The organism is Streptomyces sp. SYP-A7185 (assembly GCF_046103685.1).
Lineage (GTDB): Bacteria > Actinomycetota > Actinomycetes > Streptomycetales > Streptomycetaceae > Streptomyces.
On sequence record NZ_CP122310.1, the window covers coordinates 3,069,801 to 3,084,945 of the forward strand.

12 protein-coding genes are annotated in these 15,145 nt (G+C 69.4%); 5 read left to right on the forward strand and 7 right to left on the reverse strand.

The window, feature by feature from the left end:
• Positions 1–174: 174 nt before the first annotated feature.
• Complete coding sequence (locus QBL25_RS13530) at positions 175–576, forward strand: hypothetical protein (RefSeq protein ID WP_409057289.1); 402 nt, start codon at positions 175–177, stop codon at positions 574–576.
• 60 nt (positions 577–636) lie between these two features.
• Here the strand turns inward: QBL25_RS13530 and QBL25_RS13535 are convergent, their stop codons facing one another.
• The 4 genes from QBL25_RS13535 to coxB form a co-directional block, all read right to left on the reverse strand.
• Entirely contained in the window at positions 637–1,884 is a 1,248-nt protein-coding gene (locus QBL25_RS13535) for an Ig-like domain-containing protein (protein ID WP_409057290.1), read from the reverse strand.
• A 134-nt stretch (positions 1,885–2,018) separates the two neighbouring features.
• A complete protein-coding gene (locus QBL25_RS13540; RefSeq protein ID WP_363208294.1) occupies positions 2,019–2,417 on the reverse strand; it encodes a cytochrome c oxidase subunit 4 in 399 nt (132 codons plus the stop codon).
• Positions 2,414–4,150, reverse strand: coding sequence for a cytochrome c oxidase subunit I (gene ctaD, locus QBL25_RS13545; RefSeq protein WP_409057291.1), 1,737 nt, complete (start codon positions 4,148–4,150; stop codon positions 2,414–2,416). Before ctaD ends, QBL25_RS13540 begins: the two co-directional genes overlap by 4 nt.
• Positions 4,147–5,109, reverse strand: a complete 963-nt coding sequence (gene coxB / locus QBL25_RS13550) for a cytochrome c oxidase subunit II (protein WP_409057292.1) — start codon at positions 5,107–5,109, stop codon at positions 4,147–4,149. The genes ctaD and coxB overlap by 4 nt, the downstream gene beginning before the upstream one ends.
• Positions 5,110–5,442: 333 nt before the next feature.
• On the opposite strand from coxB, the gene QBL25_RS13555 reads away from it, so the two are divergent.
• Positions 5,443–6,822: a cysteine desulfurase/sulfurtransferase TusA family protein gene (locus QBL25_RS13555; RefSeq protein WP_409057293.1), complete on the forward strand. Its 1,380-nt coding sequence runs from the start codon at positions 5,443–5,445 to the stop codon at positions 6,820–6,822.
• Here the strand turns inward: QBL25_RS13555 and QBL25_RS13560 are convergent, their stop codons facing one another.
• Positions 6,823–7,797 carry a carbohydrate kinase family protein gene (locus QBL25_RS13560; RefSeq protein WP_409057294.1) on the reverse strand — a complete coding sequence of 325 codons (975 nt, stop codon included), beginning with the start codon at positions 7,795–7,797 and terminating at the stop codon, positions 6,823–6,825.
• 186 nt (positions 7,798–7,983) lie between these two features.
• On the opposite strand from QBL25_RS13560, the gene QBL25_RS13565 reads away from it, so the two are divergent.
• Together QBL25_RS13565 and QBL25_RS13570 are read left to right on the forward strand one after the other, a co-directional pair.
• A complete protein-coding gene (locus QBL25_RS13565) occupies positions 7,984–8,202 on the forward strand; it encodes a hypothetical protein (RefSeq protein ID WP_409062972.1) in 219 nt (72 codons plus the stop codon).
• 143 nt (positions 8,203–8,345) lie between these two features.
• On the forward strand, positions 8,346–9,875 hold the full coding sequence (locus tag QBL25_RS13570; RefSeq protein WP_409057295.1) for a hypothetical protein: 1,530 nt from the start codon (positions 8,346–8,348) through the stop codon (positions 9,873–9,875).
• A gap of 93 nt (positions 9,876–9,968) precedes the next feature.
• Here the strand turns inward: QBL25_RS13570 and QBL25_RS13575 are convergent, their stop codons facing one another.
• The gene (locus QBL25_RS13575; RefSeq protein WP_030933606.1) at positions 9,969–10,325 is read right to left on the reverse strand and encodes an iron-sulfur cluster assembly accessory protein; all 357 of its coding nucleotides are present in this window, start codon (positions 10,323–10,325) and stop codon (positions 9,969–9,971) included.
• 307 nt (positions 10,326–10,632) lie between these two features.
• On the opposite strand from QBL25_RS13575, the gene nadA reads away from it, so the two are divergent.
• Positions 10,633–11,820, forward strand: coding sequence for a quinolinate synthase NadA (gene nadA, locus QBL25_RS13580; RefSeq protein WP_409057296.1), 1,188 nt, complete (start codon positions 10,633–10,635; stop codon positions 11,818–11,820).
• An 88-nt stretch (positions 11,821–11,908) separates the two neighbouring features.
• On the opposite strand, the gene QBL25_RS13585 is transcribed toward nadA, so the two are convergent.
• Entirely contained in the window at positions 11,909–15,055 is a 3,147-nt protein-coding gene (locus QBL25_RS13585) for an efflux RND transporter permease subunit (protein ID WP_409057297.1), read from the reverse strand.
• Positions 15,056–15,145: the final 90 nt, after the last annotated feature.

Sequence of the window (15,145 nt, forward strand, 5' to 3'; positions counted from 1 at the left end):
TCGGTCGCTTATCCCGCCCTCACCCCGGGGGGTGCCGTTCGGAGTGTCTGCGGGGTGTGTCCAGCCCGTATGGCCCATCGAAGGGCTGTCCGAACCGCTGTTGACGGGGTGTCCGGAGGAGTAGCATCCGCGCATCGGTCCCCGGCCGAATGCCCTCAACGAAGCGGAGGAACAATGCAGCCGACCGCCACGGTGCTGGTCTACAGCGACAACGCGAGCACCCGCGAGCAGGTCCGGTTGGCCACCGGACGCAGGCCGGCGGCGGACGTTCCCGCGGTCGAGTTCATCGAGTGCGCGACGCTGCCCGCCGTGCTGAAGGAACTCGACCGGGGCGGTGTCGACGTCTGCGTCCTGGACGGCGAGGCCACCCCCGTCGGCGGCATGGGGGTCTGCCGTCAGCTCAAGGACGAGATCTTCCACTGCCCGCCCGTGCTCCTGCTCATGGGGCGCCCCCAGGACGCCTGGCTGGCCACCTGGAGCCGCGCGGAGTCCGCGGTGACCCTTCCGGTCGACCCGGTCGAGTTCGCGGACGCCCTGGCCTCCCTGCTGCGCGCCAGGCTGGCCGTCGAGGCCTGAGACCACGGCAGAAGGCCCCGTGCCCGGGCACGGGGCCTTCTGTGCTGTTCTGCGGGGCTTCTAGACCTGCGGCCGCAGTCGGGCCGCGTCGACCTCCGCGGGGCCCTCCTTGGCGCCTCCGACCAGGGCGCTGCCCTCCCGCCACTTCTTCCAGCCGACGTTCCAGTCGCCGTATCCGTTGCCGAACGGATCCATGTCCGCGCCGTAGCTGTTGACGACCTTCACGATGTCGCCCATCCGGACGGTCTCGTAGAACCAGGCGGCGTCGCCGGTGCTCATGCCCGTGCAGCCGTGGCTGGTGTTCGCGTACCCCTGCGAGCCAACCGACCAGGGCGCGGCGTGCACGTACTCGCCGGAGTCGGTGACCCGCGTCGCGTAGTAGACCATCTTGTCGTAGAAGTCCGATGCGCCGATGCTGGCGCTGGTCATACGTACGGAGTACTCCTTGCCCAGCACCACCTTGACGCCGTTGCGCGTGGAGTAGCCGGGCTTGCCCGTCGTCACCGGCATGGAGTTGATCTCCTCGCCGTTGCGGTAGACCGTCATGTAGTGCGACCCGGCGTCCGTCACCGCCTCGATGCGGTCGCCGATGGTCAGCTTCAGCGGCTTGGCCTCGCCGCCCCAGAGCCGGTCGCGGACCTTGATGCCCTCGAGGTTGCTCCGGACGTTGATGGTGGCGCCCGTGGGCCAGTACTCCTTGGGCCGGTAGTGCAGCGTCTTGCTGTCCACCCAGTGCCACACGCCCTGGGTGGCGGGCTGCGTCTCGACCTTCAGCGAGCGCTCCACGATCGCCCTGGCCTTCTTGTCCTTCACCTTGGCGCTGAGCTTGGCCGTGACCGGCTGGCCCACGCCGTACTTGCCCGAGTCGGGGCCGAAGGTGACGTCGAGCCGCTTCTTCTTGGTCGGCTCGTCCGTGTCGAACGCCAGGACCTTGCGGCCCGGCGAGCCCTCCTCGTCCTCCGTGCTCACCCGCACCGTGTAGTGCGCACCCGCCGCGAGGGGCTCCGTGCTGTGCCACCGGGCGCCGTCGGCGGCGAGTTCGCCCGCCACGTACCGACCCTGCGCGTCGGTGGCCGTCACGTCGGTGATGCGCCCGTCCTCGCCCTGGGCGGTCACCTCGAGAGGCTTGTCGGGATCCGCCTTCCGGGTGCCCGCCGGGGCGTTGAAGGCGATCTGGCCCGCCGCGTCGTACGGCTTAGCCGAGAGCGGGTGGCCGTCGGAGCTGCCGCACGCCGTGGTTCCCACCCCGAGGGCGGCCACCAGCATGGTGCAGCTCAGTACCGTGCGGATTCGCGGTGAGTGGCTCATGAACACACGGTATGAAGGTTCATCGCCCGCGGCGCGTCGAGTGACCCGTACGAGGGGCGGACGCGACACGCCGAGGGGCCCGGACGCTCCTGACGGAGTGTCCGGGCCCCTCGGTGGAGCAGGAGATCACAGACTCACTGGGTCTGGTTCTCGCCCCGGTAGTACTCGAAGACCCAGCCGAAGAGACCGATCATCAGGATCGGGGCCGAGAAGTAGAGCAGCCACCAGCCGAAGACGACGCCCATGAAGGCGAGCGCGCCACCGATGGCCAGCGAGAGCGGCTGCCAGCTGTGCGGGCTGAAGAAGCCCACCTCGCCGGCCTCGTCCGCCACGTCGGCTTCCTTGTTGTCCTGTGCGGCCGCGTCGACACGCCGGGCCGTGAAGGCCAGGTAGTAGCCGATCATGATGCACAGACCGAAGGCGAGGAACAGCGCGGTCGTACCCGCCGGCTCCTTCGACCACCAGCCGTAGACGATCGCCATGACGAGCACGAAGACGCTCAGCCAGATGAACATCTTGCCTTGGACCTTCACTTGCCGGCCTCCTTGCCGCCCGCGAGCGCCGTGGCACCGTGGCCGCTGTTCTCGAGCTGGTCGAGAGCCGCGATCTCAGGGTGGTGCAGGTCGAACGCCGGGGATTCGGAACGGATCCGCGGCAGAGTGAGGAAGTTGTGCCGCGGCGGCGGGCAGGACGTCGCCCACTCGAGCGAACGGCCGTAGCCCCACGGGTCGTCGACCTCGATCTTCTTGCCGTACTTGGCGGTCTTCCAGATGTTGTAGAAGAACGGCAGGATCGACAGACCGAGCAGGAACGAGCAGATCGTCGAGATCGTGTTCAGGGCGGTGAAGCCGTCGGCCGCGAGGTAGTCCGCGTATCGACGCGGCATGCCCTCGGCGCCCAGCCAGTGCTGCACCAGGAACGTGCCGTGGAAGCCCACGAACAGCGTCCAGAAGGTGATCTTGCCGAGCCGCTCGTCCAGCATCTTGCCGGTGAACTTCGGCCACCAGAAGTGGAAGCCGGAGAACATCGCGAACACCACGGTGCCGAAGACGACGTAGTGGAAGTGCGCGACCACGAAGTACGAGTCGGAGACGTGGAAGTCCATCGGCGGCGAGGCCAGGATGACGCCGGTCAGACCACCGAAGGTGAAGGTGATCAGGAAGCCGACGGCCCAGAGCATCGGTGTCTCGAAACTCAGTGAGCCCTTCCACATCGTGCCGATCCAGTTGAAGAACTTCACGCCTGTCGGTACGGCGATCAAGAACGTCATGAAGGAGAAGAACGGCAGGAGCACGCCACCGGTGACGTACATGTGGTGCGCCCACACGGTCACGGAGAGACCCGCGATCGCGATCGTCGCGCCGATCAGGCCCATGTAGCCGAACATCGGCTTGCGGGAGAAGACCGGGATGACCTCGGAGATGATGCCGAAGAACGGCAACGCGATGATGTACACCTCTGGATGGCCGAAGAACCAGAAGAGGTGTTGCCACAGCAGTGCGCCGCCGTTGGAGGCGTCGAAGATGTGGGCACCGAACTTACGGTCCGCCTCCAGGGCGAACAGCGCGGCGGCCAGGACCGGGAAGGCCAGCAGGACCAGCACGGCGGTCAGCAGGACGTTCCACACGAAGATCGGCATCCGGAACATCGTCATGCCGGGTGCGCGCATGCAGATGATCGTGGTGATGAAGTTGACCGAGCCGAGGATCGTGCCGAAGCCGGAGAAGGCCAGACCCATGATCCACATGTCGGCGCCGATGCCCGGCGAGCGGACGGCGTCCGACAGCGGGGAGTAGGCGAACCAGCCGAAGTCGGCCGCACCCTGCGGGGTGAGGAAGCCGGCCACCGCGATGAGCGAGCCGAAGAGGTACAGCCAGTACGCGAACATGTTCAGCCGCGGGAACGCCACGTCGGGCGCGCCGATCTGGAGCGGCATGATCCAGTTCGCGAATCCGGCGAACAGCGGCGTCGCGAACATCAGCAGCATGATCGTGCCGTGCATCGTGAACGCCTGGTTGAACTGCTCGTTCGACATGAGCTGCGAGCCGGGACGAGCGAGTTCGGCGCGCATGAAGAGCGCCATGACGCCGCCGATGCAGAAGAACGCGAACGACGTGACCAGGTAGAGCGTGCCGATCGTCTTGTGGTCGGTGGTGGTGAGCCACTTGATGACCACAGCGCCCGGCTGTGCGCGCCGTACCGGCAGCTCGTTCTCGAACGAGTCTTCTGCTGCCGCGGCACCCTGAGGTTCGTTGAGGATGCTCACAGGTTGTTCGTCTCCCGGTTCTTCTCGTGCTTCGTCTGCTCGATGCCGGCCGGGATGTAACCGGTCTGGTTCTTCTTCGCCAGGTCCTCGAGGTGCTTCTGGTAGCGCTCGGGGGAAACGACCTTGACGTTGAAGAGCATCCGGGAGTGGTCGACACCGCAGAGCTCGGCGCACTTGCCCATGAAGGTGCCCTCCTTGTTCGGAGTCACCTCGAAGGCGTTGGTGTGGCCCGGGATGACGTCCTGCTTCATGAGGAACGGCACCACCCAGAAGGAGTGGATGACGTCACGCGAAGTCAGCACGAAGCGGACCTTCTCGCCCTTGGGGAGCCAGAGGGTCGGACCCGGGTTGCCGTTCTGCGGGTTCCGCTGGCCGGGCGTACCGACGTCGTAGACGCCGCCGGCGTTGGACGGGAAGGCATCGCGGAACTTGTCCGGGATGGCCTCCAGCTCCTTGGCCGTCTTCGCGTCGTCCTTGTTGGAACCCGGGACGTCCTCGATGTAGTTGAAGCCCCAGCTCCACTGGTAGCCGACCACGTTGACCGTGTGGGCGGGCTTCTTGTCCAGGTGGAGGAGCTTCGACTCATCACGTGCCGTGAAGTAGAAGAGCACCGAGACGATGATGAGGGGCACCACCGTGTAGAGCGCCTCGATGGGCATGTTGTAACGCGTCTGCGGAGGTACCTCGACCTTGGTGCGGCTGCGCCGGTGGAAGATGACACTCCACAGGATCAGACCCCAGACCAGCACGCCCGTGGCGAGCGCAGCCGCCCACGAGCCCTGCCAGAGGGAGAGGATCCGGGGAGCCTCCTCCGTTACGGGGGTGGGCATACCAAGGCGGGGAAAGTCCTTGTATGTGCAACCTGTCGCGGTTGCCAAGATCAGGCCCGCAGTCAGCACCTGCGGCAGCTTCCGCCGCATCGGGCGCCGCGACGAGCGGTCGGAGCCGTTGGGACTCACGTAGCGCCTTCCCGAGAGTCTCGGCCCGCGCGGTCGGGTGCGGCCTTCTCGGTCGTCGGTCGCCGCCCTGCGGCGGGCAGGGGTTTGGATGTTTATGCGGGCCAAACCTTACTGGACGCTATTTGGGGTCGCGCGGGGAGGGTGCCTAACGCGCCGCGGGTCACTCCGAAGGGTGGGACCCTGCGCCGTCCACTCCTTTCTGACGGGGGGTCGGGCGCCCGCCGGCTCGGCGGAATCCGCCGGTCCGCGACTGCGGGCGCGTCGTGGCTGATCGCGCCCGCTGCCCGCGACCCTTCGGGGCACTCCCCCGGGCCCACGGCTTAGCGTTGGCCCGTGCCCTACTTCGATGTCGCCTCCTCCGCTCCCCTGCACCCCGTGGCCCGGCAGGCGCTCCAGGCCTCGCTGGACGAGGGGTGGGCCGATCCGGCCCGGCTCTACCGCGAGGGGCGGCGGGCCAGGCTGCTGCTGGACGCGGCGCGGGAGGCCGCGGCCGATGCGGTCGGATGCCGTCCGGACGAGCTCTCCTTCACCTCGTCGGGCACCCGGGCGGTGCACTCCGGGATGGCCGGAACCCTCGCGGGGCGTCGGCGTGTCGGACGGCATCTGGTGGTGTCGGCGGTCGAACACTCTTCGGTGCTCCATGCGGCCCAGTCCCTCGTGGCCGACGGCGGGGCGGTGACGGAGGTCCCGGTGGACCGGTCCGGCGCGGTGTCGTCCGCCGCGTACGCCGCCGCCCTGCGGCCCGACACGGCGCTGGCCTGCCTCCAGTCCGCCAACCACGAGGTGGGCACCGAGCAGCCGGTGGCCGAGGCCGCCGCGGCGTGCCGGGCCGCCGGGGTGCCGCTCCTGGTGGACGCGGCGCAGTCCCTCGCCTGGGGCCCGGTGGGCGGGGAGTGGTCGCTGCTCGCCGCCAGTGCCCACAAGTGGGGCGGGCCCGCGGGTGCGGGGCTCCTGGTGGTGCGCAAGGGGGTGCGGTTCGCCCCGCAAGGGCCCGCCGACGAGCGGGAGTCGGGGCGCGCCCCCGGCTTCGAGAACATCCCGGCGGTGGTCGCCGCCGCGGCCTCGCTGCGGGCCGTGCAGGCCGAGGCCGCCGCGGAGGGCGCGCGGCTGCGGGAGCTCACGGAGCGGATCAGGGCCCGGGTGCCCGAGCTGGTGCCGGACGTGGAGGTGGTGGGCGACCCGGAGCGGCGCCTGCCGCACCTGGTGACCTTCTCGTGTCTCTATGTCGACGGGGAGACCGTGCTTCACGAGCTGGACCGGGCGGGCTTCTCGGTCTCGTCCGGCTCCTCCTGCACCAGCTCGACGCTCACCCCGAGCCACGTCCTGAAGGCGATGGGCGTGCTGAGCGAGGGCAACGTCCGGGTGTCACTCCCACGGGGGACCCAGGAAGCTGACGTCGAGCGTTTCCTGGCGGTTCTGCCGGGCGTGGTGAGCGGCGTACGGGAACAGCTGGGGGCGCCGGCGGCTTTGGTGAAGGGGCCGGAGTCGGCCTCGCTCGTCGTGGACGCGCTCGGCAAGCGCTGCCCGCTCCCGGTGATCGAGCTGGCGAAGGTCATCGGGGACGTGCCGGTGGGCGGCACGGTGACGGTCCTCGCCGACGACGAGGCGGCCCGGCTGGACATCCCGGCGTGGTGCGAGATGCGGGGCCAGGAGTACGTGGGCGAGGAGCCGGCGGACCACGGTGTCGCCTACGTGGTCCGCCGGAGTTCCTGACTAGGCCAGGTGGACCTGGACCTCGGACGCCGCTTCATGGCCGTACGCCTTGGTGAAGCGGTCCATGAAGTTGCTGCGCCGGAGCTCGTACTCCTGCGTGCCGACGGTCTCGATGACCAGTGTGGCGAGCATGCAGCCGACCTGCGCCGCGCGCTCGTGGGAGACGCCCCAGGCGAGGCCTGACAGGAAGCCCGCGCGGAAGGCGTCGCCGACGCCGGTGGGCTCGACCTTCGCCTCCTCCTCGGGGACGCCGACCTCGATGGGGTCCTGGCCGCTGGACTCGATGCGCACGCCGCGCGAGCCGAGGGTCGTCACGCGGTGGCCGACCTTCGAGAGGATCTCGGCGTCGGTCCAGCCGGTCTTGGACTCGATGAGCCCCTTCTCGTACTCGTTCGAGAAGAGGTACGTGGCGCCGTCGAGCAGGGTCCGGATCTCCTCGCCCTCCATGCGCGCGATCTGCTGGGAGAAGTCGGCGGCGAAGGGGATCTTCCGCGTCCGGCACTCCTCGGTGTGGCGCAGCATCGCCTCGGGGTCGTCCGCGCCGATGAGGACCAGGTCGAGCCCCGCCACGCGGTCGGCCACGGTCTTCAGTTCGATGAGGCGGGCCTCGCTCATCGCGCCCGTGTAGAACGAGCCGATCTGGTTGTGGTCGGCGTCCGTGGTGCACACGAAGCGGGCCGTGTGCAGGGTCTCGGAGATACGGACCGAGGCCGTGTCCACGCCGTGCCGGTCGAGCCAGGCGCGGTACTCGTCGAAGTCCGAGCCCGCGGCCCCGACCAGGATCGGCCCGGTGCCGAGCTGGCCCATGCCGAAGCAGATGTTGGCGGCGACGCCTCCCCTGCGGACGTCTAGGGCGTCGACCAGGAAAGAGAGAGAAACCGTGTGCAGCTGATCCGCGACCAGTTGGTCGGCGAAGCGGCCGGGGAAGGTCATCAGGTGGTCGGTGGCGATGGAGCCGGTGACTGCGATACGCACGGCGGCATGCTCCTGTGGAGGAATCAGAGGCGCGCGCGAAGCGCACCTTGCAAGGGCGGTGGCGGGAGACGGGTGGGCGAGGGGTTGACACTTCACGCTACCGGGTCGGTACACCCCTGCTGAAGAGGCCAAACTACCCGTTAGTAGGTCTTTTTTCGCGAGGTGTGCGATGCGTACGGTGCGGTTATGGCCGTTATCCCGAAGCATGTCGTCACCCCCCGTCCCGCCGAGCTGCCCCACGAGTCCATGGAGACCCTGCGCGGCGACTGCGCGCGCATGGCCCCGCACTGGGTGGCCCCCGCGGCGGCGGCGAGCGCCCCGGTGTCGCCCGCCCTGATCCACGGCGTCCGCGTGCCGCCCGCGTCCGCGCGGCTGATCGACGGCATGTCGGAGTACGGCGACTGAGGCGAGCGCCTCGGCGCGCGCCGAGGGAACCGCGCGCTCCCCCGCTGCGTCCCACCGCTGTCCCCCGTAAAGGGGACGCGGCATACGAACGAGGCCCACGCACGGGCCTCCAGGGACAGCAGTGCAGTCGAAGGAGCGATGCGGTGAGCACCGACCGAGACGTTGATGACGCGGCCGAGCAGCCCAGGCGGCGATCCCGCCTCGCCGTCGCGTCGGTGGCGGCCACGGTGCTGCTCGTCGGCGGTGGCGGCGCCTACTTCGCCGCGACCGCCTCGGGCGGCGGCGGGGGCACCGGCAGTTCCCCGGCCGGTGACGGCGGCGCGCCTCCCCCGCTCGCTCTCGACGGCCACACGGACGGTGACCGCCAGGAGGGCGGCGAAGGCACCGGCGGCGAGAACGGCATCGCCCCGGGCGAGCCCGACCCGAACGGCGCCACCTACCGCGCCGAGGGCAAGCTGCCCGGCGGCCCCGACACGGCGCCCGTGTACCACGCGCGGGGCACGGTGAGCCAGGAGCAGGTCTCCGCGCTGGCCAAGGCCCTGGGCGTGGCGGGCAAGCCGGTCTCCGAGGGCGGCGCCTGGAAGATCGGCCCCACCAAGGACGGTTCGGGACCCTCGCTCCAGGTGGGCAAGGAAGCGCCGGGCACCTGGACGTTCACCCGGTATGCCACCGGCGGCACGGACAACTGCCGGAAGGGCAAGTCCTGTGCGGAGTCGTCCACCGCGCCGGACGGCAAGGGCGACCCGGTCGGCGAGAGCGCGGCGAAGAAGGCGGCGGCGCCGGTCCTGAAGGCCGTGGGCCAGGACGACGCGAAGCTGGACGCGACCCAACTCATGGGCGGCGTACGGGTGGTGAACGCCGACCCGAAGGTGGGCGGACTCCCCACGTACGGCTGGTCGACCGGCGTCCAGATCGGCTCGGACGGTGAAGTGGTCGGCGGCAGCGGCCAGTTGAAGGCGCCGGTGAAGGGCGCCACGTACCCCGTGATCGGCGCCCAGGAGACCCTGGACGAGCTCAACAAGTCCGGCGGCGGCGACGGCCGCGTCGGCATCGGCGGCTGCGCGTCCGCGGTGCCGAACGCCAAGGGCGAGCGTGCCGACGGCGACACGGCGACCGGCAAGGCGGAAGCCGGCACCGGGACGAAGGCGCCGTGCGAGGAGCCCTCCTCCGCACCCCCGAAGCCGCAGCCGGTCACGGTGAAGGACGCCACCTTCGGGCTCGCGGTGCACTTCGTGGACGGGCGCCAGACGCTCGTGCCCGCCTGGCTGTTCGACGTGAAGCCGCAGGGCGCGCAGGAAACGTTCACCGTGACGCACCCGGCGGTCGAGCCGAAGTTCCTCACCTCGCCGAGTACGCAGGCCCCGTCCGCCGAGCCGACGCCCACCGGGAAGCCGGGCCAGGGCCAGAAGGACCTGACCGCGCACGTCGAGTCCTACCGCGCGGACGGCACGTCCCTGACGGTGCACTTCTACGGCGGTGTCTGCTCCGACTTCAAGGCCTCGGCCGACGAGAGCGCGGACAGCGTGCGCGTGAAGGTGACCGAGACCCACAAGAAGGGCGAGGTCTGCGTGATGATGGCCAAGGAGTTCACCGAGACCGTGACCCTCGACGAGCCGCTCGGCGACCGCAAGGTCGTGGACGCGGCGGGCGGCGGGACGGTGCCGCGCAAGTAGCGGCGGCCTCGCGGCACATCCGGACACACGAAGGCGGCCCCCGAAGTTCTCCGGGGGCCGCCTTCGTACGTGCTCAGCTCACTGCGGGGAGCTCTAGCTGAACGAGTCACCGCAGGCGCAGGAACCCGTGGCGTTCGGGTTGTCGATCGTGAAGCCCTGCTTCTCGATGGTGTCGACGAAGTCGATGGAGGCGCCGCCCAGGTAAGGAGCGCTCATCCGGTCGGTGACGACCTTCACGCCGTCGAAGTCCTTCACCACGTCGCCGTCGAGCGAGCGCTCGTCGAAGAAGAGCTGGTAGCGAAGGCCCGAGCAGCCGCCGGGCTGAACGGCGACGCGCAACGCCAGGTCGTCCCGGCCCTCCTGCTCAAGAAGGCCCTTGACCTTGGCCGCGGCGGCGTCGGACAGGAGGATGCCGTCGCTCACGGTGGTGGTCTCGTCCGATACGGACATCTGCTTCTCTCCCGGGTTGTACGGAGACTGCTTGCCGACGGTTTCAACCGGCGGGGCCGCGGATTCATTCCGGGCCGAGTGCTGTGTCTCTCGGCTCTGTCCCTTCATGCTCGCACATGCCGCCGCGGGGGGCAGCGGCCCGTCGAAGGCGAACGCGTCACATCGACACAATGGCCATCGTCAAACTGACGTGAAGCGGTTATGATAGATAACGTCAAATAGACGAAAAGCCTCCGGTGCGTGCACCGGCTCCACTGGAGCGGCTGCGGCCGCGCTCATTAATTTCCGAAGAAAGGGTGCGTGTCTCGTGACCACCGCCCAGTCCCCCGTGGATCTCGACGTCCAGCCGACGCCGCTGGCCCTGCTGCTGCTCGGCCGCGAGGCCGACCCCAGGAGCGAGCGCGGCGTGGAGTGCCCCGGCGACCTGCCGTCGCCCTCCGACCCCGACCTCGTGGAGCGCGCACGCGCCGCCAAGGAGAAGCTCGGCGACAAGGTCTTCGTGCTCGGCCACCACTACCAGCGCGACGAGGTCATCCAGTTCGCGGACGTCACCGGCGACTCCTTCAAGCTGGCCAAGGACGCCGCCGCCAGGCCGGAGGCCGAGTACATCGTCTTCTGCGGCGTGCACTTCATGGCGGAGTCCGCGGACATCCTGACCGGCGACGACCAGAAGGTCGTGCTGCCCGACCTGGCCGCCGGCTGCTCGATGGCCGACATGGCCACCGCCGAGCAGGTCGCGGAGTGCTGGGACGTGCTGACCGAGGCCGGGATCGCCGAGCAGGTCGTGCCCGTCTCGTACATGAACTCGTCGGCCGACATCAAGGCCTTCACCGGCAAGCACGGCGGGACGATCTGCACCTCGTCCAACGCCAAGCGGGCCCTGGAGTGGGCCTTCGAGCAGGGCGAGAAGGTCCTCTTCCTGCCCGACCAGCACCTGGGCCGCAACACCGCGGTGCGGGACATGGGCCTCACCCTGGAGGACTGCGTCCTCTACAACCCGCACAAGCCGAACGGCGGCCTCACCCCCGAGCAGCTGCGCGACGCGAAGATGATCCTGTGGCGCGGGCACTGCTCGGTGCACGGGCGCTTCTCGCTGGAGTCGGTGGAGGACGTGCGCGCGCGGATCCCCGGCGTGAACGTCCTGGTCCACCCCGAGTGCAAGCACGAGGTCGTGGCCGCGGCAGATCACGTGGGCTCCACGGAGCACATCATCCAGACCCTGGAAGCGGCTCCCGCCGGTTCCAAGTGGGCGATCGGGACCGAGCTGAACCTCGTACGCCGCCTGGCGAACCGTTTCGCCGCCGAGGACAAGGAGATCGTCTTCCTCGACAAGACGGTCTGCTTCTGCTCGACCATGAACCGCATCGACCTGCCGCACCTGGTCTGGACCCTGGAGTCCCTCGCCGAGGGCAAGCTGGTCAACCAGATCGAGGTCGACCGCGAGACCGAGCAGTTCGCGAAGCTGGCACTCGAGCGGATGCTGGCGCTGCCGTAGGCGGGCCGTGAGCCACGCGTAAGGGGCACCCCGCATGTGCGGGGTGCCCCTTACGCATTCCTGGTCGGGCGGGAGATCGGCGGCGTGGCTACACCTGGGCCGGCTCCTGGCCGGCTGCCTCGGAGCCCGACTGAGACGGGACGCCCGCCTTCTTCGCCCGCTTGGCCTCGCGCTTCGTACGCCGCTTCTCCTTGCGCAGCTCCACCATCGCGTACAGCGTCGGGACGAGGAGCAGGGTGAGCAGCGTCGACGTGATCAGACCGCCGATGACCACCACCGCGAGCGGCTGGGCGATGAAGCCGCCCTCGCCCGTGATGCCGAGGGCCATCGGGAGCAGGGCGAAGATCGTCGCCAGGGCCGTCATGAGGATCGGGCGGAGCCGGTGACGGCCGCCCTCGACGACCGCCTCGACCACGCCGTGACCCTGCCTGCGGTACTGGTTGATCAGGTCGATCAGGACGATCGCGTTGGTGACCACGATGCCGATGAGCATCAGCATGCCGATCATCGCCGGGACGCCCATCGGGGTGTCCGTCGCGATGAGGAGGCCGATGGCGCCCGTGGCCGCGAACGGGATCGAGACCAGCAGGATGAGCGGCTGGATCAGCGAGCGGAACGTCGCCACGAGCAGCATGAAGACGATCGCGATCGCCGCGAGCATCGCCAGGCCCAGCGAGGCGAACGCCTCGTCCTGGTCCTCGGAGACACCGCCGATGGACGCCGTGGCGCCCTCCGGCAGCTTCAGCGCGTCGAGCTTCTTGGTGAGGTCGGCGCTGACCGCGCCGGTGTTCTCGCCGGTCGGCTTCGCGGTGATCGTCGCGGCGCGGGCGCCGTCTATGCGGGTCATGGAGACCGGGCCGTCGACCAGGTCGACCGAGGCGATGTCACCGAGCTTCGCGGAGCCGAGGTCGAGCGCGCGCAGCTCGGCGAGGGTCGTCGCCGGCTTCCGGGGCTTGATCACGATGTCGCGCTCGGTGTCGTCCAGGATCGCCTTGCCGCTCTGGGTGCCGCGGACCGCCTGGGCGACGGCCTGGCCGAGCGTGGTGTCGTCGAACCCGGCCGCCGCGGCCTTGGCGTTGGCCTTGACCGAGATCCGCGGGATGCTCTGCGACAGGTCGCTCTGCACGTCCGTGACGTCGTCGAGCTTCGCGACCTCGTCGCGCACCTCGTCGGACGCCTTGCGCAGCACGTCGCCGTCGGCGGCCTTGACGACCACGCTCAGGTCCTGGCTGCCGAAGCCGTCACCGGCCGCGATGGACGTCTGGCCGATGCCGGAGAGCTTGCCCAGCTCCTCCTCGACCTTGTCCTGCGTCGCGTCGTAGGAGGACTTGTCCTTGAGCGTCAGGGTGTACGAGGCCTGGTTGGTGTCCGTGGAGCCGCCGAAGGCCGCCATGAAACCGGAGGAGCCGACCGTGACCTGGTAGTCCTTGATCTCGTCGAGGCCGTCCAGCATCGTCTCGATCTTCTTGGCCGAGGCGTCGGACGCGGCCAGGCTGGTGCCCGGCTTCAGCTCCTGCTTGATGGTCAGGACTTCCTGCTCGCCCTGGTCGAAGAAGTTGGTCTTCAGGAGCGGTGCCATGCCGAACGTGCCCACGAGGATCACGACGGCGATGGCGAGGCTGGTGAAGCGGCGGCGGGTCGCGAAGCGCAGCACCGGCACGTAGAAGCGCTGGAGCCTGCTGCGCTCCTCCTTCTCCTCGGCCTTGCGGCGGGCCTCCTCCGGGTCGGCGCCGCGGACGTCCTTGGGGGGACGCAGGAACCAGTACGACAGGACGGGCACGACCGTCAGCGAGACGAGCAGGGACGCCAGGAGCGCCGCCGTGACCGTCAGCGAGAAGGAGCCGAAGAGCTCGCCCACCATGCCGCCGACCAGGCCGATGGGCAGGAAGACCGCGACGGTCGTCAGGGTCGAGGACGTCACGGCGCCCGCGACCTCCTTGACCGCCGTGATGATCGCGGCCTCGCGCTCCTCGCCGTATCCGAGGTGGCGCTTGATGTTCTCCAGGACCACGATCGAGTCGTCGACGACGCGGCCGATGGCGATGGTCAGGGCGCCGAGCGTGAGCATGTTGAGCGAGAGGTCCCGCGTCCACAGCACGATCAGGGCCAGGACGACCGAGAGCGGGATGGAGACCGCGGTGACCAGCGTCGAGCGGATCGACGCCAGGAAGACCAGGATGACCAGGACCGCGAAGACCAGGCCGAGGGCGCCCTCGGTGGTGAGGCCGTCGATGGACTTGGAGACCGCCGGGCCCTGGTCGCTGGCGATCGTGAGGTCCGAGCCCGCGCCCAGGTCCTTGCGCAGGTCGGGCAGCTTGTCCTTGACGGCGTCGGAGATGGCGACCGCGCTGCCGTCCTGGTCCATCGTGATCGCGACGGCGAGGCTCGGCTTGCCGTTGGTGCGCGTGATGGAGGTGGCCTCCGACGGCTGCTGCTTCACCGTGGCGACCTCGTCGAGGCGCACCGGCTTGCCCGGCCGCTCCCCCGGCTCGGCCTCGGGGGTGATCATCAGGTACTTGATCTGCTTCAGGGAGGAGTAACCGCCGCCCACCTGCACGGTGCGGTTCTTGCCGTCCTCGTCGAAGGAGCCCGCGGGCAGCGTGGCGCCGCCTGCCTGGAGCGCCTTGCCGAGCGCGGCCGGGCTCAGGCCCGCCTCGGCCAGCTTCTTGTCGTCGGGTGTGACGTCGACCTGGAGGTCGCGTACGCCGTCGACGGTGACCTGGGCGACGCCGTCGATGTCCTCCAGGGCGGGGATGACCGTGGTGTCGAGCCGGTCGGACAGCGCCTGCTGGTCCTTGTCGGAGGTGACCGAGAGGACCACGGTCGGGATGTCGTCCGTGGAGCCCGCGACGACCTGCGGGTCGACGTCGTCGGGGAGCTGCGCCCCGGCGCGGTTCACGGCCTGCTGGACGTCGGCGACGAGCTGCTTGGAGCCGCTGCCGTAGTCGAACTGGGCCATGATCACGGCGTTGCCCTCGCTCGCCGTGGAGGTGATGCCCGTGATGCCGTCGACCGCGTCCAGGGAGGATTCGAGGGGTTCGACGACCTGCTTTTCGACCACATCGGGGGACGCGCCCTGGTACGGGGCCAGGACGGACACCATCGGCAGTTCGATGGAGGGCAGCAGCTGCTGCTTGAGCTGGGGGATCGCGATCGCGCCGAAGACGAGGGCGATGATCGAGATCAGCCCGACGAGGGCCCGTTGGGCGAGGCTGAACCGGGACAGCCAGGACATGGTGGTCTCTCTCTGTGGCGTACTGCGCAGGAACGGGCACCGGCAGGCCAGTGCCCCCTACACGATCTGCCATGTCCAGAGCAGGAAACG

Bases quoted from the DNA above. Each gene is read 5' to 3' on its own strand.
- QBL25_RS13565 (WP_409062972.1), top strand. From the start codon at position 7,984: ATGGCCGTTATCCCGAAGCATGTCGTCACCCCCCGTCCCGCCGAGCTG.
- QBL25_RS13585 (WP_409057297.1), bottom strand. From the start codon at position 15,055: ATGTCCTGGCTGTCCCGGTTCAGCCTCGCCCAACGGGCCCTCGTCGGG.
- QBL25_RS13535 (WP_409057290.1), bottom strand. From the start codon at position 1,884: ATGAGCCACTCACCGCGAATCCGCACGGTACTGAGCTGCACCATGCTG.
- QBL25_RS13575 (WP_030933606.1), bottom strand. From the start codon at position 10,325: ATGTCCGTATCGGACGAGACCACCACCGTGAGCGACGGCATCCTCCTG.
- QBL25_RS13530 (WP_409057289.1), top strand. From the start codon at position 175: ATGCAGCCGACCGCCACGGTGCTGGTCTACAGCGACAACGCGAGCACC.